Genomic DNA, 23,568 nt, shown 5'->3' with positions numbered 1-23,568 from the left:
GCGCTACTCGTCCACGACCGGCTGAGCGAAGCGGAACTCCATCGGGGACGCGGTGGTTTCGATCTCGATCTTGTCGCTTTGCGTGATCGTCACCGAGCCTCCGACCCGGTCCACCTGGCTCACGAGCCCGCCGCGGAACCTGGCGCCGGCCTCCAAGGTGCCCGGCTCCCCGATCACGGAAAGCACGTATGGAGGACGCAGTTCGGTGCCATCGACGACGATGGCGGAGTTAGGTGAGCTGGCAAACCAACTGGTCGCCACCAGCCTCACCGTCCCGTTGATCTCGATCACCTCGCCTCCCGCGTCGCGTAGTTCCTCGACGGCGTTCAGCATCAGCTCCGCACCGATCTTGCCTTGCGGATCGTCGATCTGGATCTGGACGCCCGGCCCCACCGCCGGCACCTGCCCCGACAGGATCTGGAACTGCTCGAGACGACGCTCGGCCTCCTCCTTAGCGGCCCGGGCGCTGTCGGCGCCGCTCACGAGCTGAGAGCGCGTGGCCTGGAGTTCGCGGATCTCGTCCTCCAGGCGCCGCGTCTCGGCCTGCTGGTTGTCGAGCAGCTGGATGAGGTCGCCTTGCCGCATCGTCGCGAACTCGGGCTGCTGCGCCTGAGAGCGCAGGGTCAGCACGATCAGCAGCGACGTGACGAACAGCACGAGCGCCACCACGGCCTGCCCCTTGCTGGGGCGAAGGAAGGCCAGGAGGGCCTGCCGCCGGCTGGGACGAGCGCGCTGCGGAGCGGGCTGTGCCTCAGGCATGGAGCAGCGCCCGCCTGATCGCCGCCGCGTTGGTGAAGATCCGGATGCCGAGAACCACCACGACGCCGGTGGACAGCTGACTGCCGACGCCGATCTGATCCCCGATGAAGACGATGCCTCCCGCGATCAGGACGTTGGAGAGGAAGCTGACGGCGAAGACCCGGTCGGAGAAGATGCCGTCGAGATAGGCGCGCGTGGCGCCGAGGATGGCGTCGATCGCGGCGACGATCGCGATGGGAAAATAGGGGGCGAGCACCGGCGGCAGCGTCGGCTGCAGGACGAGACCGACCAGTACGCCTGCCACCAGGCCCAGAATCGCAAGCATCCCCTTAGTTCTCCCCTACCGTCGTCGCATATCTGAGCGTGATGCCCGGATCCGCTGTCAGCGTCAGATCGTCCTCGGGCTGCTCGATGGTCATCGAAAGGCCGTAGCTCTTGGTCAAATACTGCCACCAGGAGGCCGCCGAGGTACGGGCGAATCGCGCTTGGAGACTGAGCGGATCGCCGATCGCCTCCACCCGGTACGGCGGGCTCAACGACACGTAGTCGACGGTGATGGCCGAGCCTGCGGCCCTGATCGCGGTCAAGGTGGACAGTCGTCGACCGTTGATCGCGATGGCCTCGGCGCCGGCTTCGTACAGTCCATTGACCAGGATGCTCAGGTCGGAGTCCATCACCTGGCCCGAGGTGGAGTCTCCGCCGGCTGCATCGTCGAGGGTGAAGACCACCCCGGGTCCGGTCACCCCCGCGCCGGCCGCCACCAGCTCGACCTCGCTGATCTGCTCCCGGAGCGCCGGATCGGTGAGGGCCGCCTCGGCGAGTCGACGGTTCTCCATCGTCATCTCGTCGACGTAGGCGAGCAGTTGCTCCTGTCGTGCCCGTTCGTCCTCGATGCGTTGCACGAGCTCGTCGCGGGCGACCGCGTTCTGGTCGGTTCCGCCGATCGTCTGCACCGCGGCATAGGTGAGCAGCGCCCCGAGCACGACCAGCATGAGGGGCAGCGTGAACCGCGATCTGTCGCGCCGACGACCGGCCGTTCTGTACTCGGGTTCGAGAGCCCCCTCCTGCAGGTCGGTCAGCAGGCTCATGCTGGCATCAGGACGCTGCGGCATCGTCTTTCCCCTGGACGTCCTTGGCTCGGAACAGGCGCACCGTCGCGGTGACGTACATGAACCCGGCGGCCCAGTAGAGTCCGGCTCCGGCGGCGGCGAGCACCCAGCCGAGCCAATGCGCCCACGCGATGCCGAACGACGTCGGCGAGCCCAGCAGGATCATGGGCAGCGAGATCAGCAGCAGCATGGTGGCCGACTTGCCGATCCAGTTCACGGGCAGCGAGACCATGCCGTGCTTGCGGAGCGCGGGAATCAGTCCGGCGAGCATCAGATCCCGGGCGAGCAGCAGGATGAAGAACCACGGTGGCACGATGCCGCGCACCAGAAGCGCGACCACTGCGGCGAGGATGTAGAGCCGGTCGGCGATGGGATCGAGCTTCGCGCCCAGCGGCGAACGCTGCTTGAGCCGACGCGCGAGGTACCCGTCGAACCAGTCGGTGAGGCCGAACACCGCGAGCATGGCGATGGCGGCACGGTCATAGCCGGCGATGATCAGCCAGCAGAAAACCGGCACGCCGAGCAGGCGGATGAAGCTCAGCACATTGGGGATGGTGAACACCCGGTCGGTGTCGAACTGTTGCGCCGGGGTAAGGGAGCTCACGCCTTCGATCCTATGCCATCCGCGCCACGACGGGCCGCGAGATAGGCATCCAGGACGCGCGGACCGACCACATCCCAGGAGAATCGCTCCGCAACCGCCCTGGCACGCTGAGGGTCGATCGGCTGCTCCAGGGCCCGACGCAGCGCCGACACAGCGGCGCCCGGGTCCCCCGGCGGAAACCAGTGAGCCACCGGCTCGTCGCCCACGACCTGCCGGAAGGCCTCCAGATCCGATGCGACGAGCGCACAGCCCGCGGCAAGCGCCTCGACCAGCACCATGCCGAACGACTCTCCCCCAAGATTGGGCGCCACCACCACCTGAGCGGCGCCGAGTTCCTCGGCGAGGTGGTCGTCGTCGATCACACCGAGCGTACGCACCCCGGGGCCTGGGTCGCCACCGGGCCCGATCGCGATGAACTCGGCGTCGATCCCGGAGCGGGCGAGGGCGGAGAACGTGGCGTATCCCTTGCGGGCGTCGTCGCGGCGGCCGACGAAGACCACGCGAGGCCGCCCTGCTCGCGGCTTTTCGGCCGCCGCGGGCAACCAGACGGCGTTGGGCAGGACCGCAGGTTCGAGTCCTGTCGCCTCGCGAGCGGTGCGGGCTGCCGCCGCGGAGACCGCGAGGCTGTGCCGAGGCCCCAGCACCCGTGCACGACGGCGCAGCAGCGGACGGACGAGGCCCGGCACGGGAAAGGAGGCATGGTGAGTGACCACCAGGCGGCGCGCCGCCCGGGCCGCAGCGTACGCGGCGCCCGGCGTGAGCGGTTCGTGCACGTGCACCACGTCGGCGTCACGCACGGCGTCAGCGGCGGCCCGTCGCTGACGGTGGGAGATCGCGAGCTGCGCGGTGGACCCGTTGAACCGGAAGTCGACGGTGGGCCCCAGCAGGTGCACGTCGATGTCGCTGGGAGCCGAGGTGCCGGGCGCGATCACCGTCGCACGATGTCCCTGTCCGTCCAGCCAGCGGGCGAGGCCCAGGACATGGGTGGCGACGCCTCCGGGCGTGTCCAGGTTGTAGGGGCAGACCAGCGCGATCCTCATCGGAAGAACCGCTGCAGGACCAGCCAGTTGGAGGGGTCGGAGCGGATCGCGTCGACGAATCCATCGGCCGTCGCCTGCGCCATGTCCCGGGCCCGGCCGTTCGGCAACGTCTCCGAGATGCGCAGGCGCACCCGCCCGCCCTCGAAATGCGTCGTGGTGAGGCGGAGGTCCGCGCCGGTGCGCAGCGCCAGCAGCGCCGGCCCGGGGGGCAGGGTGACCTGGTGGCCCGCCCAGTCGACGGCGACGCCCCGCCCGCCGAGATCGCGGTCGGCGAGCAGGCAGACCATCTTCTTGTCCCGCACCGCGGCCGCGAGGTCGCCCATCAGCCCGGGATGGTCGACGGGGAAGATCTCCATGCCCATCCCGGCGCGCGCGTCGCGGAACAGCTCGAACAACCCAGAGGGCAGGCGTTCGGCGACGCTCACCACCCTGATGCCGACGCGCGCGCACCAGGCCCCGGCGAAGTCCCAGCTGCCCATGTGAGGCAGCGCCAGCACCAGCCCGGGGCCGGCGATGGAGTCGCGTAGGCGCTGGAGGTGCTCGTCGGAGATGATCACGCGGCGCAGCACCTGCTCGTCGCTCCAACGGGCCAACGACAGCGACCAGAGGTTGTTGCGGGCCCACCAGCGCAGCATCCGCCATCGCTCGATCATGGTGGGTGGGCGCCCGATCGTCGCCTCGACGTTGGCCTCCCAGCGTCGCACGGGCCGGAGGGGCAGCAGTGTGCACACGCACGCGACCAACACCTCCAGCACCTCGGCGAGGGGCAACGGCAGCCGGGATGCCACCGCCCACATGACGCGGATCAGGCGGGGCGACACGTCAGTCGTTCCAAGCCTCGGCCAGCAGCCGGCGGGCGTCGTTCAGCAGCTGCGGCACCGCCTTGGTCTGGGCGATGATCGGCAGGAAGTTGGCGTCGCCCTGCCACCGGGGCACGATGTGCTGGTGCAGGTGCATCGCGATGCCCGCGCCCGCCACGTCGCCCTGGTTGATGCCGAGGTTGAAGCCGTGCGGATGGCTGACGCGGCGCAGCACCGTCATCGCCCGCTGACTCAGCGCCGCGATCTCGGACACCTCGTCGTCAGTGGCGTCCGTGTAGTCGGCGACATGGCGATAGGGACAGATCAGCAGGTGGCCCGGCGAGTACGGGAACAGGTTCATCACCACGAAGGCGTGCTCGCCGCGCGCGACGATCAGCCCGTCCTCGTCCGACCGGCCCGGCGAGGCGCAGAAGGGGCACTCGCCCGCGTCCTTCGGCTTGCCCTCGCCGTTGATGTAGACCATCCGGTGCGGGGTCCAGAGGCGCTGGAAGGCGTCGGGCACCCCCGGGAGAGTTCCCGGGGGCACCACGGACGCGTCGTCACTCACGGGGGCTCAGGCCTCCGCGGTGGGGTTCTCGTTGGAGCGCGAGGCGATGAACGCCACGATCTCGGCGATCGCCTGCTCGACGGGCACCTGGTTGCGCTGCGAGCCGTCGCGGTAGCGGAAGGAGACCGCGTTGGCCTCGCGATCGTCGCCGCCGGCGATCAGGATGAAGGGGGCCTTCTCCTGGGTAGCGTTGCGGATCTTCTTGCCGAACCGGTCGTCGGAGTCGTCGAAGTGCACGCGCACGCCCTGGGCACGCAGCTGCGCCACGACGCCGCCGAGGTACTCGTCGAACTCGCCTGCCACCGGCACGGCGACCACCTGGACGGGGGCCAGCCAGGCCGGGAAGGCGCCCGCGTAGTGCTCGATCAGCACGCCCATGAACCGCTCGATGGAGCCGAACTTGGCCGAGTGGATCATCACCGGGCGCTGGCGGGAGCCGTCCGAGGCGGTGTACTCCAGCTCGAAGCGCTCGGGCTGGTTGAAGTCGTACTGGATGGTCGACATCTGCCAGGTGCGGCCGATGGCGTCCTTCGCCTGGATCGAGATCTTCGGGCCGTAGTAGGCGGCGCCACCCGGGTCCGCCACCACCGGCAGGCCGGACTCGTCGGCGATCTCCTGCAGGATGGCCGTGGCCTCGGCCCACTGCTCGTCGGAGCCGATGAACTTGTCCTTCTTCTTGCCGTCCTCGTCGCGGGTCGAGACCTCGAGCGCGACGTCGGTGAGGCCGAAGTCGATCAGCAGCGACAGCACGAAGCGCAACAGGTGGCGCACCTCGTCGGGTGCCTGCTCCTTGGCGCAGTAGCTGTGCGAGTCGTCCTGAGTGATCGAGCGCACCCGGGTGAGGCCCTGCACGACGCCCGACTTCTCGTCGCGATAGACGGTGCCGAACTCGAAGAACCGCAGCGGCAGCTGGCGGTAGGAACGGCCCCGCGAGGCGAAGATCAGGTTGTGCATGGGGCAGTTCATGGCCTTCAGTCGGTAGGCCTGACCGCCCTTGACGACATTGCCCTGCTCGTCGCGCTCGGCGTCCTCCAGCAGCGCCGGGAACATGCCGTCGGCGTAGTACGGCAGATGCCCGGAGGTGTAGAACAGCTCCTCCTTGGCGATGTGCGGGGTGCCGACGTAGTCGAAGCCCTCCTCGATGTGGCGGGCGCGCACGTAGTCCTCCATGGCGCGCTTGATCACGCCGCCCTTGGGATGGAACAGCGGCAACCCGGAGCCGACGATCTCGTGGAAGCTGAACAGGTCGAGCTCTTGGCCGAGCTTGCGGTGGTCGCGCTTGGCGGCCTCCTCCAGGCGGGTCTTGTAGGCCTGGAGCTCGTCCTTGCTGGGCCACGCGGTGCCGTAGACGCGCTGCAACCCGGCATTGCGCTGGTCGCCGCGCCAGTAGGCAGCCGAACTGCGGGTGAGGCCCCAGCCGTTGCCGAGGTAGCCGGTGTGCGGCACGTGGGGCCCGCGGCAGAGGTCCTTCCACGCCACCGATCCGTCGCGACGGACGTTGTCGTAGATGGTCAGCTCGCCGGCGCCCACCTCGACGGACGAGCCGTCGTCGTCGGAGGCGGATCCCTTGTCGGTGATCAGCTCCAGCTTGAACGGCTCGCCGGCCAGCTCCTCGCGAGCCTCCTCGTCGGTGACGACACGGCGGACGAAGCGCTGGCGCTCCTTGACGATCTGTCCCATCTTCTTCTCGATGGCCTTCAGGTCGGCCGGGGTCAGCGGCTCGGTCTGGAAGTCGTAGTAGAAGCCGTCGGTGATCGGCGGGCCGATACCGAGCTTCGCTTCGACGAAGAGGTGTTGCAGGGCCTGCGCAGTGACGTGGCCCGCGGAGTGGCGCAGGATCGACAGACCCTCTGGTTCGCTGATCAGCACCGGCTCCACTTCGTCGCCGTCGTTCAGCTCGCGCTGCAGGTCGAGGGTTTCGCCGTCCACGCGCATCGCAACGACGGTGCGGTCGTCGCCGAACAGGTCGAGGCCGGTGGTCGTGGTCGTCAGCTCCACCTGTTCCGCTTCGTCGTTGCGGCGGACGGTGATGACTCCACTCATCGGGCTCTCCTTGGAACTTAACTATCAAGACGGGGCAGGGTTCTGCCCCACGGGCTATTGTGCCGCACTCGCGCGAGAGTCACCCAGTCCGCAGACCCGACACGGTGCCGTCATCACGACCGACCGTCAGCGGCGGTCGGGGTAACACGCCCTCGCGAAGCTCTTGTATGCCTCGATGATCCCCGTCTCGTGGTCCTCGCCCTCAATGTAGTGGCTGGTGACCTTGAGCCCGTCGACCGGGTGATCGAGCATCTCGTTGTGGAGCTTGAGGATCTCGATCGTCATCTTCCGATACAAGGACACCCGCCCCCACACCTCGCCTCCACCGATTGTGAAGTGGACATGGCGTTGCCGCCCGGAGGTGTCGCTGGCGACCAGTTCCTGGTAGAGGGTGAAGACCTTGCTGTTGGGGGTGAGCAGGCCGGCGCTCGCCGCACCGAATCGGGTGAACAGCTTGCTCTGCGCGACAAGCGCGTACAGGGCGAACAAGCCGCCGTAGGAGAAGCCGAAGACGCCGGCATTCTCGTCGCTCACGTTGTAGCGACTCTTGATCAACGGGTGAAGATCGTCTTCGAGGAAGGACAAGAAGAGATCCGCCCGAGGGTCGTCGAGGATTTTGAAGAAGAAGTCGAGCTTGTCGTCGCTGGCGTGTTCTCCCGCGCTGCCCAGATGCTCGGCGAGGTACTCGCGGAAGCCCTCAGGGAACGCATCGCCCTGAGGAACAAGGTCGTGGTTGCGTAGCGCGACGGCGAGGTCGCCGTCCTCCATCGTGTAGCCGATGTTCACCTGGACGAAGGGGCCGGCCGGCCAGAGCGACTCGCCCTTCATCAGCCCGTTGTGGGCCTTCTCATAACCGCCGCCATGCCATTGCGCGTCCAGGGTATAGACCACGGGCAAGGGGCCCATCTTGTCCGCACCATCGGGCAGTGAGACGGAAATGTTGTACCGGCCACCTGTCTTTTCTGACTCGATCTGGAAGCTCTCCAGGTTCAGTTCGACCACCTTGGTCGAGAATCCTCCGGGTACGAACTCTATAGAGGTGCTCATGCGCGCCTCCCCTTTCCTGTCGTCGTCGACTGCCACCAGCTCACACGCGGGAACTGCAATAGACATCCCTATCAAACAGCGATGACGCTCTGCCAGGGACAGTCATGTCCCATCCTCACACGCACGCCAGAGCAGGGTTCCTAGGACATGATTGGCCTAGCCATATTGCTAGAGATCGGATTACGGCTGAGGCTACCGTTGGCGTGTTGTGCAGCCAACGATAGCGATGTCGGCAACGGCGCAACGGCTCATCCACTATCGAAGAGGATCTCAGTGGATACCTCTTTGTGACCGCTAAGGGAACTCGAATGTCAGAATCGAAGGGCACCGCCACGACCACGCCCCCGCCAACTCCAGAAGGCATGGAGCCATTCCAGCTGAGCGCGGGTCAACGAAACAAACTCTTCGTCTCTTTGATGATGGGCTTCTTCCTCATCTTCGCGTGTTATGCAGCGGTCGGCGCCGTGTTCATGCCGGCGGTGCTCGCCGACATCGACAACGCGAACAAGGAGAACAACCTCGCCGCGATCATGAGCGTGACGGCCGTGTTCACGATGTTCATCCAGCCGATCGTGGGGGCGTTGTCCGACCGCACCAAGTCGAAGTTCGGCCGCCGTGCCCCGTGGATGGTCCTCGGCGGCCTGTCCGGTGGCACCATCGTCATCCTGATGCAGTTCGCCAACACCGTCGCCTACATCGGCATCTGCGCGGTCCTCGTCCAGGTGCTGCTCAACATCATGCAGGGCCCGATCTCGACGCTGATCGCTGACCGCGTGAACTACGAGCATCGCGCCTTCGGCTCGTCCTTCGTCGGCGTGGGCCAGGCGCTCGGCATCTCGGGCGGCATGGCGATCGCCGGCAACCTCCTCGACCGGATCGGTTTCGGATACACCGTCTTCGGTACGACGATGATCGTGGTGACCCTTCTCTTCGTGTTCCTCAACCGCGACAAGGATTCTCGAGGACTGGTTCAAAGCGATTTCAGCTGGAAGGAGTTCGCGCTCGGCTTCGTTCGTCCGCTGAACTTCAAGAAGCATCCCGACTCGTATGGGCCTTTGGTGGTCGCTTCTTCATGGTGCTCGGCTACCAGGCCATCCAGGCCTATGGCCTCTACATCCTCACCGACTACATCGGACTCGAGCTCGCCGAAGCCGGCAAGACCCTCGGCTTCATGTCGATCTTCACCATGATCACGATGATGATCAGCACGGTGCTGTTCGGCCGGCTCTCCGACGTCACAGGACGCCGCAAGATGTTCGTCTTCGGCTCCAGCGCCGTGATGGCCATCGCGATCGCGGTGCCCTTCTTCATCCCGACCACGACCTCGATGTACATCTATGCCTTCGTGGTGGGCATCGGCTACGGCGCCTACACCTCCGTGGACCTGGCCCTCATGATCGACGTGCTCCCCTCGCAAGGCGAGGTGGGCAAGGACTTGGGAGTGCTGAACCTCGCGTCGAACATCCCGCAGATCATGGTTCCGATTCTCGCGGCTTTCCTCATCGGCCTCACCGGTGGCTACTCGGTGATCTTCGTCTACGCGATCATCGGAGTGGTGCTCTCGTCCTTGTTGGTGTTCCCCATCAAGTCGGTGAAGTAGCGTTCGCCACCACGTCCGGCGCTGCGTTTCCCTCGAGGAGCGCGGCGCCGGATTTGCGGGCCTAGGAAGAGCCTTACCTAGGTCATTTCTGTCCCACCCATGCGAGAGAAGCGGCGGATAGATTGACCCGTACGACGCCCCTGCGAGTCGACGGGAGTGGCAACGATGACCAGCAACGCCAACGCGTTAGCACTCGGATCGTTCCTGCGTGCCCGGCGCCAGGAGGTGACGCCAGAGATGGCGGGGCTCTCCGAGGGATACGGCCTCAGACGAGTACCGGGGCTCCGTCGCGAGGAAGTTGCGCGGCTGGCCTGTATCAGCACCGACTTCTACACCCGCCTGGAACAAGGACGACGACCCGCGTCGGAGAGAGTTCTCGATTCCATCGCAGATGCCCTTCAGCTGTCCGAAGACGAGCGATCCTATATCTTCGCGCTGGCGGGAAAGGAACAGGATCTCCCACGCACCAGGCAACGGTCACTGGAGATCCGCCCGGTTCTGAAGTACCTCCTCGACGAACTCACCGGAACCCCGGCCATGGTGGTTGGACCGTCGCTGAACCTCCTTGCGTGGAACCCCATGGCCTCGGCCATCCTCGGGGACATCGAGTCTCAGTTGCCCAAGAGGCAGAACTACCTCTGGGCTCTCTTCACCGACCCACGGATGCGGCTTCTCTACAAGAACTGGGAGCACGTGGCGGAGATGGCTGTCGCCCATCTCAGAGTGGAAGCCGGACGCCGCCCGAACGACCCAGAAATCGCCGAGCTCGTCTCGGATCTTTCCGCCCAAGACGAGTTTTTCACCACGCTGTGGTCCTCCCATCCCATCGCCTATCGGGCGGAAGGAAAGAAGAAGATACGTCATCCGCTGGTCGGCGAGTTCGAGGTGACCTGGGAGGCGCTTTCGGCGGTTGCGGACCCGGATCAACAACTCCTCATCTGGACTGCGGCGCCAGGAAGTAGTTCCGCTGACGCATTGGAGCGACTCGCCCAGTGGGTCGCGTCGCAAAACCAGAAATAGACCGGTCCTTCCCTGAGAGGGCCATATCTGGCCTATTCACGACGAACACGAGACACGCTACGGTAACGAAGACCCTGAATTCGGTGCCAAGATCGTCGCCATCAGGTCGCCCCATCAACGAAGAGGAACGCGCTATGGCCACAGCGAACATAAGAAGGATCGAGCTGCTCGACGGCAAGGTCACCGGCATCGCGGTCGATCCGCCCGGAAAGGTCCGGGGGCCGTTGATCGTTCATCTTCACGGCGGCGGCAGCAACTGCTCCGAGACCGTGCGGAAAGAGTTCTCCATCCTGGGGCTCGCCGCCGACCTCGGCTTCCCCGGCGTCGGACTGAACCGTCCGGGGTACGCCGGAAGCGAGTGGCTCGACATCCCCGGCACCCAGGACGAAGGACTCTACGATGCCAGCGCAAAGCGGATCGGCGATGCTCTGACGGATCTCTGGGGCCAGTACGAGGACGAGGAGGGGTGCGCTGGCATCGTGCTGATGGGCTGTTCGGTGGGTAGCCCGGTCTCGTTCATGATCGCGACGCGGTGGGCCGCCGGAGAGCCGGGGTGGACCTGGCCGCTGCTCGGCGTGGCCGCAACCGATGTGGGCCATGTTCCCATGCCCGGGATCCCCGAGCTATGGAACAGCAGTCCCGTTGCCGACTTCATCGAGGATCTCGACGTGCTCGTCGATCAGATCGAGTTCGGCCCCGAATGGGCGCGCGTCGCCCCGCCCGAGACTCATGAGGACAACCCCGTCGATGACTCCCTCATCGTCGGTCACAGCACCCTGTCCCGCTCCGAAGCGCTCGAGATCGGTGGCGGTTGGCCGCGCGAAGCCTTGAAGATCGCCTCGCAGGTGACGGTTCCCGTCTACTGGCGGGTGGGTGAGTTCGACCCGCTGTGGACCTCCGAGCCGGAGGTGGTGGCCGAGTTCATCAGCGCCCTGCGGACGTCGTCGCCCTATGTCGATGGCGGTGCCATGCAGGGAGCCAGCCACGCCATTCACGACGGTCCCCTTCGTCGCCACATGGTGCTTCAGGCGCTCGCCTTCGTCGAACTCTGCGGCGCGGCACAGCGGGTTCCGCAGATTCTTGAGCGTCGCGAGTAACGCGCTGCACGGAGCTCGCGCGGATAGGAAGCTCGGCCAGTAAGTGTCGGTGGTCAGTCGGCTCGAACGTCGCCGTAGTCGGGGTGGCGGTCGATGTAGCGCGCGATGAAGGGGCACGTCGGGCGAGCTTTCTTGCCCTGGGCGCGCACGTCGTCGAGGGCGTACTTCGCGAGCAGGCCGCCGTAGCCCTTGCCGCCGTGCGCCGGGTCGACGATGGTGTGCGGCAGGTCGATCACGTCGCCCTCATCCACCCACTCGATATGTCCGACCACGTCGCCGTCGACCACCAGTTCGTAGTGACGATCGGCGTCGTTCTTCCGCAGTTCCTCAGTCATCCACACAGCTTAGTGTCCCGGTAGTGTCCCGTCGGTATTGTCGAAGTCATCATGGATCATTGGCAGCCAGTACCGCTCGAGGCGACGGTCGGGTCGCTCGTGGGCGAGAACCTGGCTGTGTCCGGAACAGGCCCCGACGGCAAGCGGACATTGGTGCTGGTCAAGGTGACGGCGCGTAAGGACGGAGCCGTGTGGGTGTGGGTCTCGGATACCGCCACCCGAACCCCCATGCCCGTCGCGACCCGAGCCTCGACGGGCGCCACCGTCACGCTGCGCGCCGCCATCCTGGCGCACGCGGACGTGGAGGCACACTCTGCAGCCCGCGTGCCCTATGAGACGCGGTGGCCGTCGGACATCACGCGACCAGGCGGCAACCCATGGCTGTTCCTCGCCACCGCCGCACTGATCGTCACGATGGTGGTGTTCTTCGCGGTGGGCCTGCCGTCCGTGGGCATGGCGTTCTTCGTCCCTGCGGTGCTGACCGCGATCGCCGCCCGGCCGCGGGGCAACTCGACCGTGAACGGCGTCGCGAGCGTGTTCTCCCCCACTGACGGTGGGGGCGGCTCGTTGTTCGCCGCATCGATGATGTCGTCGGCGGTGCTGGCGCAGATCCCACCACCTGAGGCCGCCGTGGGGGTCTCCCCTGTGGAGCGAGTAGGCGTCGTGAAGGCGTCGTACGGAGAAAAGCTCGCTGACATCGTCTACCGGATCGAGAACTCAGCGCTCTTCGACGCCGCAGTGCCCGAGACGCAGCGCTTCCAGGTGGCGCTCGTCGGGTGGGAGGAATCGTCGCCCGACGCCGAGCGACTGGCCACCGAGTTGGAGAGAGCCTACGACGAGGCGATGCGCAACGCTGAGCGGCTCGGTGTGAGTCACCTGCCAGAGACGGCCCGAGACCCCGCCCGGCGCGCCGCGAAGGCCGCCACCATCGCCCTCGGCGATGGTCCAGAGGCCGAGCGCGACGCCGCGCGGGCCCGGGTGGCTGAAATCCTGAACTCCCTGGCGCTGTACTACCTGCCCTCCGTTGACCCCACCGCCCCTGCCCTGATCGGGCAACGCCGTGCGATCGAGCCGGGCCGATGAGGCTGCCCGGCAATCCCGCCCGCCGAGGCCCCATCCAGATCGAGGGGCCGCTCTGGCTGCCCATCGATCTGGACGCCCCGCTCCAAGGCCGCGCTGTCCTGCTCGTGGCGGGGTCCGACGTGCTCGTCGCCGATCTCGCCTCCCATGGATCGGCTACCAGTAGCTTCTGGAGCGAGCGGCTTCTCGGCGTCACGCAGTGGCGCAACATCGGCCCGCTGCCGCGCACCCGCGTCCGCGAGGTGTCCTGGCGCGCGACCGTGGAGTCCCTCGCCATCGCGCAGGAGCTGGTGCCAGAGCGCGCCTTCCGACTCGCCGCGGTGCACTGGCGGCCGCTACGTCCGCCGCTTCTCCTACCGCGGGAGTCGGGCCGATGGCTCACCGTCAACGAGGCGCTCGCGAGCCTGCCTGCCAACAACGGGCCCCGAGCCCGAGCCGAGGCGCAGGTCGCGGAGGTGCGGGAGAGCTACGGCCGGATGCTCGGCGACATCGCCTATCGGATCGAGAACGCAGCGCTCTTCGACTCCGCCGTTCCCCTGACCAAGCAGTTCGACACCGCGCTGGCTTTGTGGGCCGACGTGACCGATGCCACACCAGAGGACGAAGCGGTACGTCGCGCGTCGCTGGTGAAGGTCACCTTCGAGACCGCTCGCGCGAACGCTGAGACCCTCGGACTTGCGCATCTCCCACAGACAGCCCGCGATCCTGCCCGACGAGCCGCTGGCGCCGCACGTTTGGCCGCTCGCTCGACCAACGACGCCGAACGCGAGACCGCTACGGCGCAGGTGGTCCAGATCCTGGGTTCCCTGGCGCTGTACTACCTCCCGAAACCGGAAGACTTCCGCAAAGCCATCGAGTGACCGGCTTCCTGCGGATTCCCCCGCTGGCTCTCCTCGAGGCTCGGCCGCGGGCGGCCTCGCACCTCGAAGAGCGTCAGGTGGCGGGGTCAGGCGTCGATGCGGTCTTGCTCCAGCTGGTAGGCGCCTTCGACGATGAACTCCTTGCGTGGGGCCACGTCGTTGCCCATCAGGACGTTGAAGACGCGTTCGGCGGCATTCGCGTCGTCGACGGTGATCCGGCGCAGGGTGCGGTGCCGGGGATTCATCGTGGTCTCCGCCAGCTGGCTGGCATCCATCTCACCCAGGCCCTTGTAGCGCTGCGGCTCCTTGAACCTCTGGCCGCGCTTGGTGAGTTCAGCGGCCTTGCGCTGATATTCGGGGTCGGAGTAGGTGTAGATGTACTTGTCGTAGCCGCGCTTGGGATTAATCAGCTCGAAGCGATGCAGCGGCGGGACCGCTGCGTACACGCGGCCGGCCTCCACCAAGGGCCTCATGTAGCGGAAGAACAGCGTGGCCAGCAGGCACCGGATGTGAGCGCCGTCCGAATCGGCGTCGGCCATGAAGATGATCTTGTTGTAGCGGGCTGCATCCAGATCGAAGGACCGACCCGACCCGGCCCCCACCACCTGGATGATCGAGGCGCACTCGGCGTTCTTCAGCATGTCGCCCACGGAGGCCTTCTGCACGTTGAGGATCTTTCCGCGGATCGGCAGCAGCGCCTGGTACTCGGAGTTGCGCGCCACGTTGGCGGTGCCGAGTGCCGAGTCGCCCTCGACGATGAACAGTTCGGTGCGGTCGGGGTCCGACGAGCGGCAGTCCTTCAGCTTGGGCGGCAGCGACGACGACGCCAGCGCCGTCTTGCGCCGCTGATTCTCGCGATGCGCCCGCGCCTGCACCCGCGCCCGAGAGGCGTTGGCCACCTTCTCCATCACGGTGCGCGCGACGGCCTTGACCGACGGCTTGGAGCTGTTCAGGAACTCCCCCAGCTCCGACTCGACGATGCGCATCACGGCCCGCTGCACCGGCGGGGTGCCGAGCACCTCCTTGGTCTGGCCCTCGAACTGGGGCTCGGCCAGCCGCACGGTGACCACGGCCGTCATGCCCTCCAGGCAGTCGTCCTTGATGATCTCCTCGCCGGCCTTGAGCACCCGCGTGCCGTCCATCCCCTTCACGAAGGCGCGCAGCAACCCGCGCTCGAAGCCCGAGACGTGCGTGCCGCCCTTGGGCGTGGAGATGATGTTGACGAAGGAGCGCAGCGTGGTGTCGTACTTGTTGCCCCAGCGCACCGCGATGTCGACGGCGAGGTCGCGCTCCACGTCGGTGGGCGTCATGGCGCCGGCGTCGTCCAGCATCGGCACCGTCTCGACGAAGGTGTCGTGGCCCTGCAGCCGCAGCACCTCGGTGACGGGCTCGTCGGGGGCCAGGAAATCCACGAACTCGGTGATGCCGCCGGCGTGCACGAAGCTCTCGTGGAGGGGCTGGTCGTGACGACGGTCGTCGACCACGAGCTCCAGGCCCGGCACCAGGAACGACGTCTGCCGAGCGCGATCCAGCAGCTGGTCGACGCTGAGCTGCGCATCGGGCAGGAAGATCTGGCGGTCGGGCCAGTAGTGGACGCGGGTGCCGGTCTTGGTCTTGGCCAGGCGGGTCTTGATCTTGCGCAGCCCGCCCTGCGGGGTGAACGGCGCGTCAGGGCCCTCGCCGTCGAACACCCCTGGCACGCCGCGCTGGAAGCTCATCGCCCAGGTGGCGCCGTTGCGGTCCACCTCGACGTCCAGCCGCGAGCTGAGCGCATTGACCACCGACGCGCCCACACCGTGCAGACCGCCGGTGGCGTTGTAGCTGGAGTTGCCGAACTTGCCGCCCGCGTGCAGCTTGGTGAACACCACTTCAACGCCGGACAGCCCGGTGCGGGGCTCGGTGTCGACGGGGATGCCGCGAGCGGTGTCCAGCACACTGATCGACCCGTCGCGGTTCAAGCTGATGTGGATCTTCTCGCCGAAACCGGCCAGCGCCTCGTCGACGGAGTTGTCGATGATCTCCCAGAGGCAATGCATGAGACCGCGCGTGTCGGTGGAGCCGATATACATGGCGGGCCGTTTGCGCACGGCTTCCAGGCCCTCGAGTACCAGCAGGTGCTTGGCCTCGTAGTCACGCGAATGCTGCTGCTGTTGGGTGGTCTGCACCGAGACAGGCTACTCGACGCAGTTGTTTGCTCAGAGAAGAACACTCCGTGAGCAGACTGGGGAACGAACCGATCGCGCGCTACGTTGTAACCAGCGAGAAGTTGAAGAGGAGGATACGTCACATGACCGAAACGGTAGCCAATCCCACTTTGACCGCACTCGATCGCTGCGATCGGTGCGGCGCCCAGGCGTATCTTCGAGTGTTCCTGCGTTCCGGCGGCGAGCTGTTGTTCTGCGCCCACCACGCCACGGCACACCGTGAAAAGCTCACCGAGATCGCCAGCCATATCCAGGACGAGACGAACCGACTGCGCGAGAAATAGGCGCTCTCGCGAGACGAGCTAGCGCGAGGGCAAGTCGCCACGCAGCCAGCTGTTGATCAGCTGGCGCGCGATCGAGGCTCCACCGGGCAGCTTCAGTCGCCCCTCATCCACGGCCGAGGTCAGTTCCTGTCGCGACAGGTAACTGGCCTCGGCCATTTCTATGCCGTCCACCACCGGGTCTCCAGACTCCGCCCAGGCGACGAAACCCAGCATCAGCGAACGCGGATACGGCCACGGCTGGCTGGAGACGTAGCGCACCCCGTTCAGCCGCAGCTGCGCCTCTTCGTAGATCTCTCGGTGGCACGCCTGTTCGGCGGACTCCCCCGCCTCGACGAAGCCAGCCAGCACCGAGCAGCGCCCGGGAGCCCACGTGACCTGGCGTCCGAGCAGCAACCGATCGGCCTCGTCGAGCACCGCGACGATGATCGCCGGATCCTGGCGGGCGAAGGCCAGCGATCCGCACTCGGGGCAGAGCCGACGCAGCCCGCCCTCGTCGACCATCGTGACAGCGCCGCAGTAGTCGCAGCGCGGCTGGGTGCGATGCCAGTTCATCAGCGCCGACGCGTTGGCCACCAGATGCAGCCACTCCGGCGGACACTCACGCATGCCCATCCGCTGGCCGTCCAGCTCCGGGACCAGCCTGGCGAAGTAGACGGCGCCGCCGGCCGAGCCGAGCAGCACGTCGTCGGGGCGACGCTGCCCGGAGGCGGGCACCCACCGGGGACGGTCTCCGTCGGCCGCCAGCTGGCCGGCCTCGTCGACCAGCAGCAGCCTCGCGTCGGCCCAGAGCCGGTCGAGCTGTTCCTCGGTACGGCCCTGCGGCAGCCGGTCGAGCGAAGAGCGGGCGTCCCAGTAGGTCATCGGTCTCCTTCGGACAGAGGTAGCGCCGCGTCGATCAGTTCGGGCGGCGCCTCAGCGATCTCGAGCCTATCGCTCAGCACGTAATAGAAGCCTGCCGCGACGCGCTCGGGAGGCACACCCATCGCCTCGGCCCAAGCCTGGCGATAGATCGCCAGTTGCAGCTCGTCGGCGGGTGTGGAGGAAGTCTTCCAGTCCACCACCAGGTAGTCGTGATCCTCGTCGTCGCCCAGGTAGACGGCATCGATCCGGCCACGCAGGATCTGGCCCTTCCAGTTCATGACGAAGGGCACCTCCACCTCCAGCGGCGCGCGGTGCGCGAACAACCCGCCCTCGAAGGCGGCGATGAGCCGGTCGAGCTGCGGCGGATGGGCACCCGGCATAGGCACCAGCTCGTCCAGCGCGGCGGGCAGCTCGAAGCGACGCTGCACCCAGTCGTGGAACTTGGTGCCCACCCGAATCGCCCTCGACGGGGGGCGTGGCATCCGTCGCACCAGGTTGGCGGCGAAAGCCTGCTCGTCCTCGCGAAGCTGCATCAGCGCCGTTGCGGACAGACCCTCTGGCAGCACCACGTGACGACGGGCCGCCGACGCTGCCAGCTCCTCCAGATGCCGGCGCGCCTCGTCCCATTCCGCCACTAGCCGGGCCTCATCCGCCGACGCGACGCCAGAGCCCCACACCCAGGCCTCCTGCGCAGCCTTCGACCTCCCCACCAGCCGAGCGGCCTGCTCGACGAACCGGGCGCCCTCCCGCCGAGCAGCTACCTCGTCGTCATTCAGCACCACCGGCCACGCTGCCCTGACCGGCGCGGCCAAGGTGGGGTTCTCGTCCAGGCCGGGGGTGGTGCGGTCGTCATAGCGTCCGCGTTCCTCGGCTGCTGAGCGGATCGCGTCGAAGTAGCGAGAGGCGCCGAGCGGCTGGATCCGGGTTGCGGCCCAGGTATGCCGGGTGCCGACCAGCAGCTGCTTGGCCCGGGTAGCCGCCACGTAGGCCAACCGGTCTTCGGCCACCAGATGCTCGTCCTTCAGCAGTGCCCTGTAACCCTCCATGCCCTTCTTGCTGTACTCGCCCAGCTGGGGAATGGCCTCACTGTCACCCCGCAGCGGGGCCGGCACCAGCTCGGCGCGGGTGGGCCACATGCCGCTGCGATTGGTGCCGGGAAAGACGGTGTCCGAGAGCCCGGGGAGGAACACCGCGGGCCATTCGAGGCCCTTGGCACGGTGCACCGTCATCAGCTTGACCGAGTCGGTCTCCGAAGGCAGCGCCTGTTGCAGCCCGTCGCCCTGCTCCTCCTCTGCCTCCAGGTAGGCGAGGAATCCGCCGAGGCTGCCGTCGCCGTCGACATCGACGTAGGCCGCCGCCTCCGCAACGAAGCGCGCCAGCTGCGTGGGCTCCTCGCCCAGGGCCAGCAGCTCCGTCTCCAGGCCGAGCATCGAGATCACGCGCCCCACCACATCGGTGACGGGCTCGCCCGCGTGACGGCGCAACTCCGCCATTTCCTCCCCGAACCGCCCGATGCGACGACGGCCCTCGGGCGTCAGCGGAGCGTCTCCCGGATCGGCGACGGCGTCCAGCAGGCTGATCGCCTCGCCCGGATCCGACTCGCGCACCACGCGAGAGAGTTCGTCGTCGAGTTCGCCCTGCGTCTGACGCTCATCGCGCGCGGCGAGTTCGCGCGCCCGTTGCCCCAACGCGTGCAGATCGGCGAGCCCGAGGGCCCAACGCGGGCCGGTGAGCAGCGCCGCGACGTCGGGGTTGGCGAGCACGTCGTTGATCGCCCGCAGCGTGGCCACCACCGGAGCGATCTCGGGCAGCCCCAGGAGCCCGCCCAGCCCGACGATCTCGACGGGCACGTCTGCGTCGCGCAGCTTCTCGAACAGCGGTCCGAGCATGGCGTTGCGGCGTACCAGCACCGCCATGTCCTGCCAGGGGCGCCGCTCGTGCTCGGCCAGGATACGCTCGGTGATCCAGGCAAACTCGTCGTTTTCGGTGTCGAACTGGGTGGCCCAGACCTGGCCCGCCGGCGTGCCCTGCGGCGCCACCAGGCTCACCGACGGATGGTCGGCTGAGCCCGCGGCGAGTTCGTTGCCCACGTCGAGGATGCGCTGACCGGAGCGGCGATTGACCGACAGCGTGTAGCCGGAGGCCTCGCTCCCGTCGGCCTTCCGGAACAGCCGGGGGAACTCGACGATGTTGCCGGCGGCCGCGCCGCGCCACCCGTAGATGGCCTGATGAGGATCGCCCACCGCCGTGACCGGATGGCCCGGCGCCGCGCCGAAGATGCGGTGCAGCAGCTGGGCCTGGGCGGCCGAGGTGTCCTGGTACTCGTCGAGCAGCAGCACAGGATGCCGAGCCCGCAGCTCCTCACAGACCTGAGGAACCCGTCGCACCAACTCCACCGCTCGACGGAGCTGATCGGCGAACTCCACCACACCCCGGCGGCGCTTGGCCTCTTGGTACAGCTCCACCAGTCCCAGCAGCTCGAGGCGCTCGTCGAGGGCTGTGACCGCGTCGCGCACGTCCTTCATCATGGCGCCGCGATACAGGGGAGCCGCCTCGAAACGCGACCGCGACCGCTGCGTGAACGCGCGCAGTTCCTCTGCTGAGACAAGATGCGACTGCAGCTCGGCGTCGAAGTCCAGCGCGCGACGGGCGAGCGTGGCGGGACGAAGCCGGCTCAGCGATTCCAGCGGGCCCGGCGCCTGGGCGACCACCTTCGACGCCAGGCGGAACCTGGCGGCGCCCGTGATCATGGCCGGGTCCATGTCGATCCCGATGCGCAGGCCGAACTCGGAGACCACGCGTGCGGCGAAGGAGTCGTAGGTCTGCACCACGGGGACGCCCTCGCCGTCGTCACCGCTCAGCACGCCGGCGCGTTCGAGGGCCGCGGTGACCCGTTGCTCCAGCTCGGCGGCCGCCTTGCGCGTGAAGGTGAGGCCGAGGATGTCCTCGGGCTCGGCCTGGCCGGTGCCCACCAGCCACACCACTCGGGCCGCCATCACCGTCGTCTTGCCCGATCCCGCGCCCGCGATGATCACCGACGGCTCCAGCGGCGACGTGATCGCGGCCAGTTGCTCCGCGGAGAAGGGTATGCCCAGGGCATCGCACAGCTCGTCGTGGGTGGTGATTCTCGCCGTCATCGCACGACCCCCAGCACACCGGTCTTCGCGGGACAGGAGTCCGCGAACGCGCAGTAACGGCACGCGTCGCACTCGGTGGCGTCGAAGGTGCCCGATTCGAGAATGCGGATGCCCTGGAGGATCCGGTCGTGCACCCAGGTGGGGCCCTCCTCCAGCTCCTCGCCAAGGAGGGCGGGCTGATCTTCCAATGACGCCTGCTGATAGCACTGCGGCTCCGTGGCGCCGAAGCGGAGGAACGCCAGAATCGGCGGGGCGACCGCCCGCACGCCGGGCGCGAGATCGTCGAATCCGCCCAGCGCGGCCGCCAGCTGGTAGACGCCCAGCTGGATCATGCCCGACAAGGTGCGATCCTTAGGTTTGGTGCCGCCCGTCTTGAAGTCGACGATACGCAGCCGGCCCTCCTGATTCAGCTCCAGACGGTCGACCATGCCATGCAGACGCACCTGCCGGCCCGCCACGGTGAGGCCCACCTGGAACGGCACCTCGACGCCCAGCACCCGGTTGGGGTTGCGCTCGTGCCAGAACGCGAACCGGTCCACCGCCTTGTCGATCTCCTGTCGCTCGCTGTGCGACTGATACTCGGCGTCGAAGATCAGCCGCCCCCAGATCTCGTCGAGCTTCTCGCGCATCTGGGCTGCGGTGAGTTGCTGCGTGACGGCATGCTGCGCCAGCAGGTGCATCACATCGCCCAACGACGCCCGCGACGCGCGCCCCTTGTCGGCGTGGGCCTTGCGGGACAGGAACCAGCGGCGTGGGCAGCTGAGCAGGGTTTCCAGCGACGAGCCGGAAAGGGAGATCGGCTCCGCCAACGCGACGGCGCCTGAGGACACCTCTCGGATGCCCCACCAACGCTCCGGGCGCGCGGCTTCGAAGGATCGCGACGCGCCCGAGCCGGCCAGGCGCGCCAGCGAGAGGGCCGCCGCCCGGCGGACGCCGTCGGAGACCGAGGGATCGACCAGCTTGGCACGCAGCTCGCCGATCAACCCGGCGCTGCTGAGCGTGCGACGCGGGCGGCCGTGCACGCGCTCCACCTCGACGTCGAGTTCGCCGAGGAAACGCGACGGCAGACCGCCGTCGCCCTCTGGATCCTCGTAGCCGCTGACGGTGAGATGCGACGCCGCCCGCGAGCACGCGACGTAGAACAGCTGCCGTTCCTGTTGCAGCCGGTTGGTGCGGGTGTCCGGTTCGAGCGCGTCGAGGCGATCGGGGTCGAGCAGCAGCCCGGCTCGGGTCACGGTGGGCCAGCGCCCCTCCTGCACGCCGACCACCCAGACCCGCTCCCACTCGAGAGACTTGGCCCGGTGCGCGGTCACCAGGCGCACGCCGCTGTCCCCCACCTCCAGCTCACGCCCCGTGTCGGCCGGGATCTCCTCGCCGGATACCTCCACCGCGAAGGTGAAAGCGCCGGCCACGCCCCTCAACTGAGCCCGACGGGACGCAAGCTCGAACAGCTCCACCAACGCGTCCAGCTGGTGGTGGGCGCGCTGGGATCCGGCGAGCGCCTCCGCCCTCAGCGACTGGGGCCAGGAGGTGCCGTCCCACAGACACCACAACGCCTCCTGCACCTCGGCGCCCTTGCCGAGCAGCGCCGCGCAGGAGGTGAGCAACGCCCCCAGCGACCGGACCGCCGAGGCCTCATCCGTATCGTCGCCCTCCAGCATCCGAGGATCCGCCAGGCAGCGCCCCAGCAGGTGCAGCGAACTGCCGCCGTCGGGGTAGCGAGCCCGCAAGCGGAGCCCCAGCCGTCGCACGCCGACGCTGTCCAGGCCGCCGAGAGGCGACGTCAGCAGCAACCGACTCTCCTCCGGACCCGGTCGTCCACCCTCCGCCGCCACACGCAGCGCACTGAGCAGCGTCTGAACAGCGAGGTCATCGGCGAGCGCGATCTCGTCGCCGGAGACCTCGACGGGCACCCCGAGTCTGGTGAGGTCGCGTGCGATCGGCGTCAACTGGGAACGCCCGGCGCGGGCGATCACCGTCATGTGCGGCCAGGCCACGCCGTCGGCATGGGCCTGCCGGAGCTGTTGTGCGACGTGGGCCAGCTCAGCGGCCTCATCGTCGTAGACGATCGCGCGCACCCGAGATTCGCCCGGCGCGCTCGTGGGCGGCTCCGGGGCGAATCGTGCGTTCAGCCGGGCACGCACCGCCGCCAGTGCCGCTGCCGGGGCGGAGCGCGCGCGAAAGCCCTGGGTGAGGTCGATCACCGTGGCGCCGGGCAGTGCCGCGATGTCGGCGAGCGCCGTCGGGGAGGCTCCTCGGAATGCGCTGATCCGCTGCTGAGGATCGCCCACCGCCGTCACCGGCAAGCCGATCACAGCAAGGTCGCCCAGCAGCGCCGCCTGGGCCGGATCCATCTCGTGCACGTCGTCGGCGATCACCGCGTCGAAAGAGGCCCGCACGCTGCTCTGCACATCCGCGCTGGTGAGCAGCACCCGCGTCCGGTGGATCAGCTCCGCGTAGTCGAGCGCGCCTTCCAGGTCGCCCACGGTCAGGTATTCGGCGAAGAACTCCCCGATCGCGACGAAAAGCTCGTCGCCGCGCGCCCGAGCGGCGGCGATCACGTCGTCGGGATCGAGGGACAGGTGGCGCGCGCGAGCCAGCACCTCACGCAGCTGGCGGGCGAAGGCCCTGGTGGGGAGCGCCTCCCGCACGCTCTCGGGCCACCGCTCCTCGCCGTCCCCGGACAGCAGATCGCGGATCCGGAGTTCCTGCTCCGGCGCGCGCAGCAGGCGCCAGTCGGCGTCCTGGTCTGAGCGATAGCGGCGCAGCAACCCCAGCGCCAGGCCGTGGATGGTGGTGACCTGAGGGTTCACCTGAGCCCGAGGCAACTGCCGCACGATCTGACGCCTGAGCTGCTGCGCCGCCGCGCGCGAGTTGGCCAGCACGACGAGCCGCGACAGATCCGACCCGGCCTCGACTCGCCGGATCACGGCCTCGACGACGCAGAACGACTTCCCGGTGCCCGGCCCGCCACGTCCCACCACGATCCCCCGGCGGGCGCGCGCCAGTTCGGCCTGCTCCGCCGTCGGCTGAACCCGCGACGCAGCGGGCGCGGGAACCAGGGTGAAGACCGGCATGTTCACAACGGCTATGCAATCAGGTGCCACCGACATTTGTCGC

At 67.9% G+C, this 23,568-nt stretch carries 21 protein-coding genes; 7 read left to right on the top strand and 14 right to left on the bottom strand.

Going from position 1 to position 23,568, the window contains the following annotated elements; translation table 11 throughout:
- Positions 1–3 precede the first annotated feature (3 nt).
- From P0D62_RS09005 to P0D62_RS08965, 9 genes are all read right to left on the bottom strand, one after another.
- Positions 4–759, bottom strand: a complete 756-nt coding sequence (locus P0D62_RS09005; protein ID WP_275702304.1) for a DUF881 domain-containing protein — start codon at positions 757–759, stop codon at positions 4–6.
- Complete coding sequence (locus P0D62_RS09000; protein ID WP_275702303.1) at positions 752–1,084, bottom strand: small basic family protein; 333 nt, start codon at positions 1,082–1,084, stop codon at positions 752–754. The genes P0D62_RS09005 and P0D62_RS09000 overlap by 8 nt, the downstream gene beginning before the upstream one ends.
- A gap of 4 nt (positions 1,085–1,088) precedes the next feature.
- Complete coding sequence (locus tag P0D62_RS08995; RefSeq protein WP_275702302.1) at positions 1,089–1,871, bottom strand: DUF881 domain-containing protein; 783 nt, start codon at positions 1,869–1,871, stop codon at positions 1,089–1,091.
- Entirely contained in the window at positions 1,855–2,472 is a 618-nt protein-coding gene (locus tag P0D62_RS08990; RefSeq protein ID WP_275702301.1) for a CDP-alcohol phosphatidyltransferase family protein, read from the bottom strand. The genes P0D62_RS08995 and P0D62_RS08990 overlap by 17 nt, the downstream gene beginning before the upstream one ends.
- Positions 2,469–3,512 carry a glycosyltransferase family 4 protein gene (locus tag P0D62_RS08985; RefSeq protein WP_275702300.1) on the bottom strand — a complete coding sequence of 348 codons (1,044 nt, stop codon included), beginning with the start codon at positions 3,510–3,512 and terminating at the stop codon, positions 2,469–2,471. Before P0D62_RS08985 ends, P0D62_RS08990 begins: the two co-directional genes overlap by 4 nt.
- Positions 3,509–4,333, bottom strand: a complete 825-nt coding sequence (locus P0D62_RS08980) for an LpxL/LpxP family acyltransferase (RefSeq protein WP_275702299.1) — start codon at positions 4,331–4,333, stop codon at positions 3,509–3,511. Before P0D62_RS08980 ends, P0D62_RS08985 begins: the two co-directional genes overlap by 4 nt.
- Position 4,334: 1 nt before the next feature.
- On the bottom strand, positions 4,335–4,880 hold the full coding sequence (locus P0D62_RS08975; protein ID WP_275702298.1) for an HIT family protein: 546 nt from the start codon (positions 4,878–4,880) through the stop codon (positions 4,335–4,337).
- Between the two features lie 6 nt (positions 4,881–4,886).
- The gene (gene thrS / locus P0D62_RS08970; RefSeq protein WP_275702297.1) at positions 4,887–6,923 is read right to left on the bottom strand and encodes a threonine--tRNA ligase; all 2,037 of its coding nucleotides are present in this window, start codon (positions 6,921–6,923) and stop codon (positions 4,887–4,889) included.
- Positions 6,924–7,049: 126 nt separating this feature from the next.
- A complete protein-coding gene (locus tag P0D62_RS08965; RefSeq protein WP_275702296.1) occupies positions 7,050–7,970 on the bottom strand; it encodes an alpha/beta hydrolase in 921 nt (306 codons plus the stop codon).
- 308 nt (positions 7,971–8,278) lie between these two features.
- Here P0D62_RS08965 and P0D62_RS08960 point away from each other — a divergent pair, with 308 nt between their 5' ends.
- The 4 genes from P0D62_RS08960 (at position 8,279) to P0D62_RS08945 (ending at position 11,687) form a co-directional block, all read left to right on the top strand.
- Positions 8,279–9,160 (top strand): MFS transporter, encoded by an 882-nt coding sequence (locus P0D62_RS08960; protein WP_275702295.1) that lies wholly within the window; start codon positions 8,279–8,281, stop codon positions 9,158–9,160.
- Entirely contained in the window at positions 9,043–9,570 is a 528-nt protein-coding gene (locus P0D62_RS08955; protein ID WP_275702294.1) for an MFS transporter, read from the top strand. The genes P0D62_RS08960 and P0D62_RS08955 overlap by 118 nt, the downstream gene beginning before the upstream one ends.
- A gap of 165 nt (positions 9,571–9,735) precedes the next feature.
- A complete protein-coding gene (locus tag P0D62_RS08950; RefSeq protein ID WP_275702293.1) occupies positions 9,736–10,590 on the top strand; it encodes a helix-turn-helix domain-containing protein in 855 nt (284 codons plus the stop codon).
- 134 nt (positions 10,591–10,724) lie between these two features.
- Positions 10,725–11,687, top strand: coding sequence for an alpha/beta fold hydrolase (locus P0D62_RS08945; RefSeq protein WP_275702292.1), 963 nt, complete (start codon positions 10,725–10,727; stop codon positions 11,685–11,687).
- A 53-nt stretch (positions 11,688–11,740) separates the two neighbouring features.
- Here P0D62_RS08945 and P0D62_RS08940 read toward each other — a convergent pair whose 3' ends face one another.
- Positions 11,741–12,022 carry a GNAT family N-acetyltransferase gene (locus P0D62_RS08940; RefSeq protein WP_275702291.1) on the bottom strand — a complete coding sequence of 94 codons (282 nt, stop codon included), beginning with the start codon at positions 12,020–12,022 and terminating at the stop codon, positions 11,741–11,743.
- Between the two features lie 51 nt (positions 12,023–12,073).
- On the opposite strand from P0D62_RS08940, the gene P0D62_RS08935 reads away from it, so the two are divergent.
- Together P0D62_RS08935 and P0D62_RS08930 are read left to right on the top strand one after the other, a co-directional pair.
- Complete coding sequence (locus P0D62_RS08935) at positions 12,074–13,105, top strand: hypothetical protein (RefSeq protein WP_275702290.1); 1,032 nt, start codon at positions 12,074–12,076, stop codon at positions 13,103–13,105.
- Positions 13,102–13,962 carry a hypothetical protein gene (locus P0D62_RS08930; RefSeq protein WP_275702289.1) on the top strand — a complete coding sequence of 287 codons (861 nt, stop codon included), beginning with the start codon at positions 13,102–13,104 and terminating at the stop codon, positions 13,960–13,962. Before P0D62_RS08935 ends, P0D62_RS08930 begins: the two co-directional genes overlap by 4 nt.
- 86 nt (positions 13,963–14,048) lie before the next feature.
- On the opposite strand, the gene P0D62_RS08925 is transcribed toward P0D62_RS08930, so the two are convergent.
- Entirely contained in the window at positions 14,049–16,127 is a 2,079-nt protein-coding gene (locus P0D62_RS08925) for a DNA gyrase/topoisomerase IV subunit B (RefSeq protein WP_275702288.1), read from the bottom strand.
- A gap of 122 nt (positions 16,128–16,249) precedes the next feature.
- On the opposite strand from P0D62_RS08925, the gene P0D62_RS08920 reads away from it, so the two are divergent.
- Positions 16,250–16,450, top strand: a complete 201-nt coding sequence (locus P0D62_RS08920) for a DUF7455 domain-containing protein (protein ID WP_275702287.1) — start codon at positions 16,250–16,252, stop codon at positions 16,448–16,450.
- A gap of 18 nt (positions 16,451–16,468) precedes the next feature.
- Here the strand turns inward: P0D62_RS08920 and nudC are convergent, their stop codons facing one another.
- From nudC to P0D62_RS08905, 3 genes are read right to left on the bottom strand one after another with little or no spacing between them, the layout of a single operon-like run.
- Positions 16,469–17,311 carry an NAD(+) diphosphatase gene (gene nudC, locus P0D62_RS08915; protein ID WP_275702286.1) on the bottom strand — a complete coding sequence of 281 codons (843 nt, stop codon included), beginning with the start codon at positions 17,309–17,311 and terminating at the stop codon, positions 16,469–16,471.
- Positions 17,308–20,448 (bottom strand): ATP-dependent DNA helicase, encoded by a 3,141-nt coding sequence (locus P0D62_RS08910; protein WP_275702285.1) that lies wholly within the window; start codon positions 20,446–20,448, stop codon positions 17,308–17,310. The genes nudC and P0D62_RS08910 overlap by 4 nt, the downstream gene beginning before the upstream one ends.
- A complete protein-coding gene (locus P0D62_RS08905) occupies positions 20,445–23,525 on the bottom strand; it encodes an ATP-dependent helicase (protein WP_275702284.1) in 3,081 nt (1,026 codons plus the stop codon). Before P0D62_RS08905 ends, P0D62_RS08910 begins: the two co-directional genes overlap by 4 nt.
- Between the last annotated feature and the right edge of the window lie 43 nt (positions 23,526–23,568).

The organism is Tessaracoccus caeni (assembly GCF_029211185.1).
Taxonomy (GTDB): Bacteria; Actinomycetota; Actinomycetes; order Propionibacteriales; family Propionibacteriaceae; genus Arachnia; species Arachnia caeni.
The sequence above is the reverse complement of the archived record's forward strand: the minus strand, read 5'-3'. Positions and strand labels throughout refer to the sequence as shown.

Bases quoted from the DNA above. Each gene is read 5' to 3' on its own strand.
- P0D62_RS08930 (WP_275702289.1), top strand. From the start codon at position 13,102: ATGAGGCTGCCCGGCAATCCCGCCCGCCGAGGCCCCATCCAGATCGAG.
- P0D62_RS08920 (WP_275702287.1), top strand. From the start codon at position 16,250: ATGACCGAAACGGTAGCCAATCCCACTTTGACCGCACTCGATCGCTGC.
- P0D62_RS08950 (WP_275702293.1), top strand. From the start codon at position 9,736: ATGACCAGCAACGCCAACGCGTTAGCACTCGGATCGTTCCTGCGTGCC.
- P0D62_RS08905 (WP_275702284.1), bottom strand. From the start codon at position 23,525: ATGCCGGTCTTCACCCTGGTTCCCGCGCCCGCTGCGTCGCGGGTTCAG.
- P0D62_RS09005 (WP_275702304.1), bottom strand. From the start codon at position 759: ATGCCTGAGGCACAGCCCGCTCCGCAGCGCGCTCGTCCCAGCCGGCGG.
- P0D62_RS08995 (WP_275702302.1), bottom strand. From the start codon at position 1,871: ATGCCGCAGCGTCCTGATGCCAGCATGAGCCTGCTGACCGACCTGCAG.
- P0D62_RS08960 (WP_275702295.1), top strand. From the start codon at position 8,279: ATGTCAGAATCGAAGGGCACCGCCACGACCACGCCCCCGCCAACTCCA.
- P0D62_RS08910 (WP_275702285.1), bottom strand. From the start codon at position 20,448: ATGACGGCGAGAATCACCACCCACGACGAGCTGTGCGATGCCCTGGGC.
- P0D62_RS08945 (WP_275702292.1), top strand. From the start codon at position 10,725: ATGGCCACAGCGAACATAAGAAGGATCGAGCTGCTCGACGGCAAGGTC.
- nudC (WP_275702286.1), bottom strand. From the start codon at position 17,311: ATGACCTACTGGGACGCCCGCTCTTCGCTCGACCGGCTGCCGCAGGGC.
- P0D62_RS09000 (WP_275702303.1), bottom strand. From the start codon at position 1,084: ATGCTTGCGATTCTGGGCCTGGTGGCAGGCGTACTGGTCGGTCTCGTC.
- P0D62_RS08985 (WP_275702300.1), bottom strand. From the start codon at position 3,512: ATGAGGATCGCGCTGGTCTGCCCCTACAACCTGGACACGCCCGGAGGC.
- P0D62_RS08965 (WP_275702296.1), bottom strand. From the start codon at position 7,970: ATGAGCACCTCTATAGAGTTCGTACCCGGAGGATTCTCGACCAAGGTG.
- P0D62_RS08940 (WP_275702291.1), bottom strand. From the start codon at position 12,022: ATGACTGAGGAACTGCGGAAGAACGACGCCGATCGTCACTACGAACTG.
- P0D62_RS08935 (WP_275702290.1), top strand. From the start codon at position 12,074: ATGGATCATTGGCAGCCAGTACCGCTCGAGGCGACGGTCGGGTCGCTC.
- thrS (WP_275702297.1), bottom strand. From the start codon at position 6,923: ATGAGTGGAGTCATCACCGTCCGCCGCAACGACGAAGCGGAACAGGTG.
- P0D62_RS08955 (WP_275702294.1), top strand. From the start codon at position 9,043: ATGGTGCTCGGCTACCAGGCCATCCAGGCCTATGGCCTCTACATCCTC.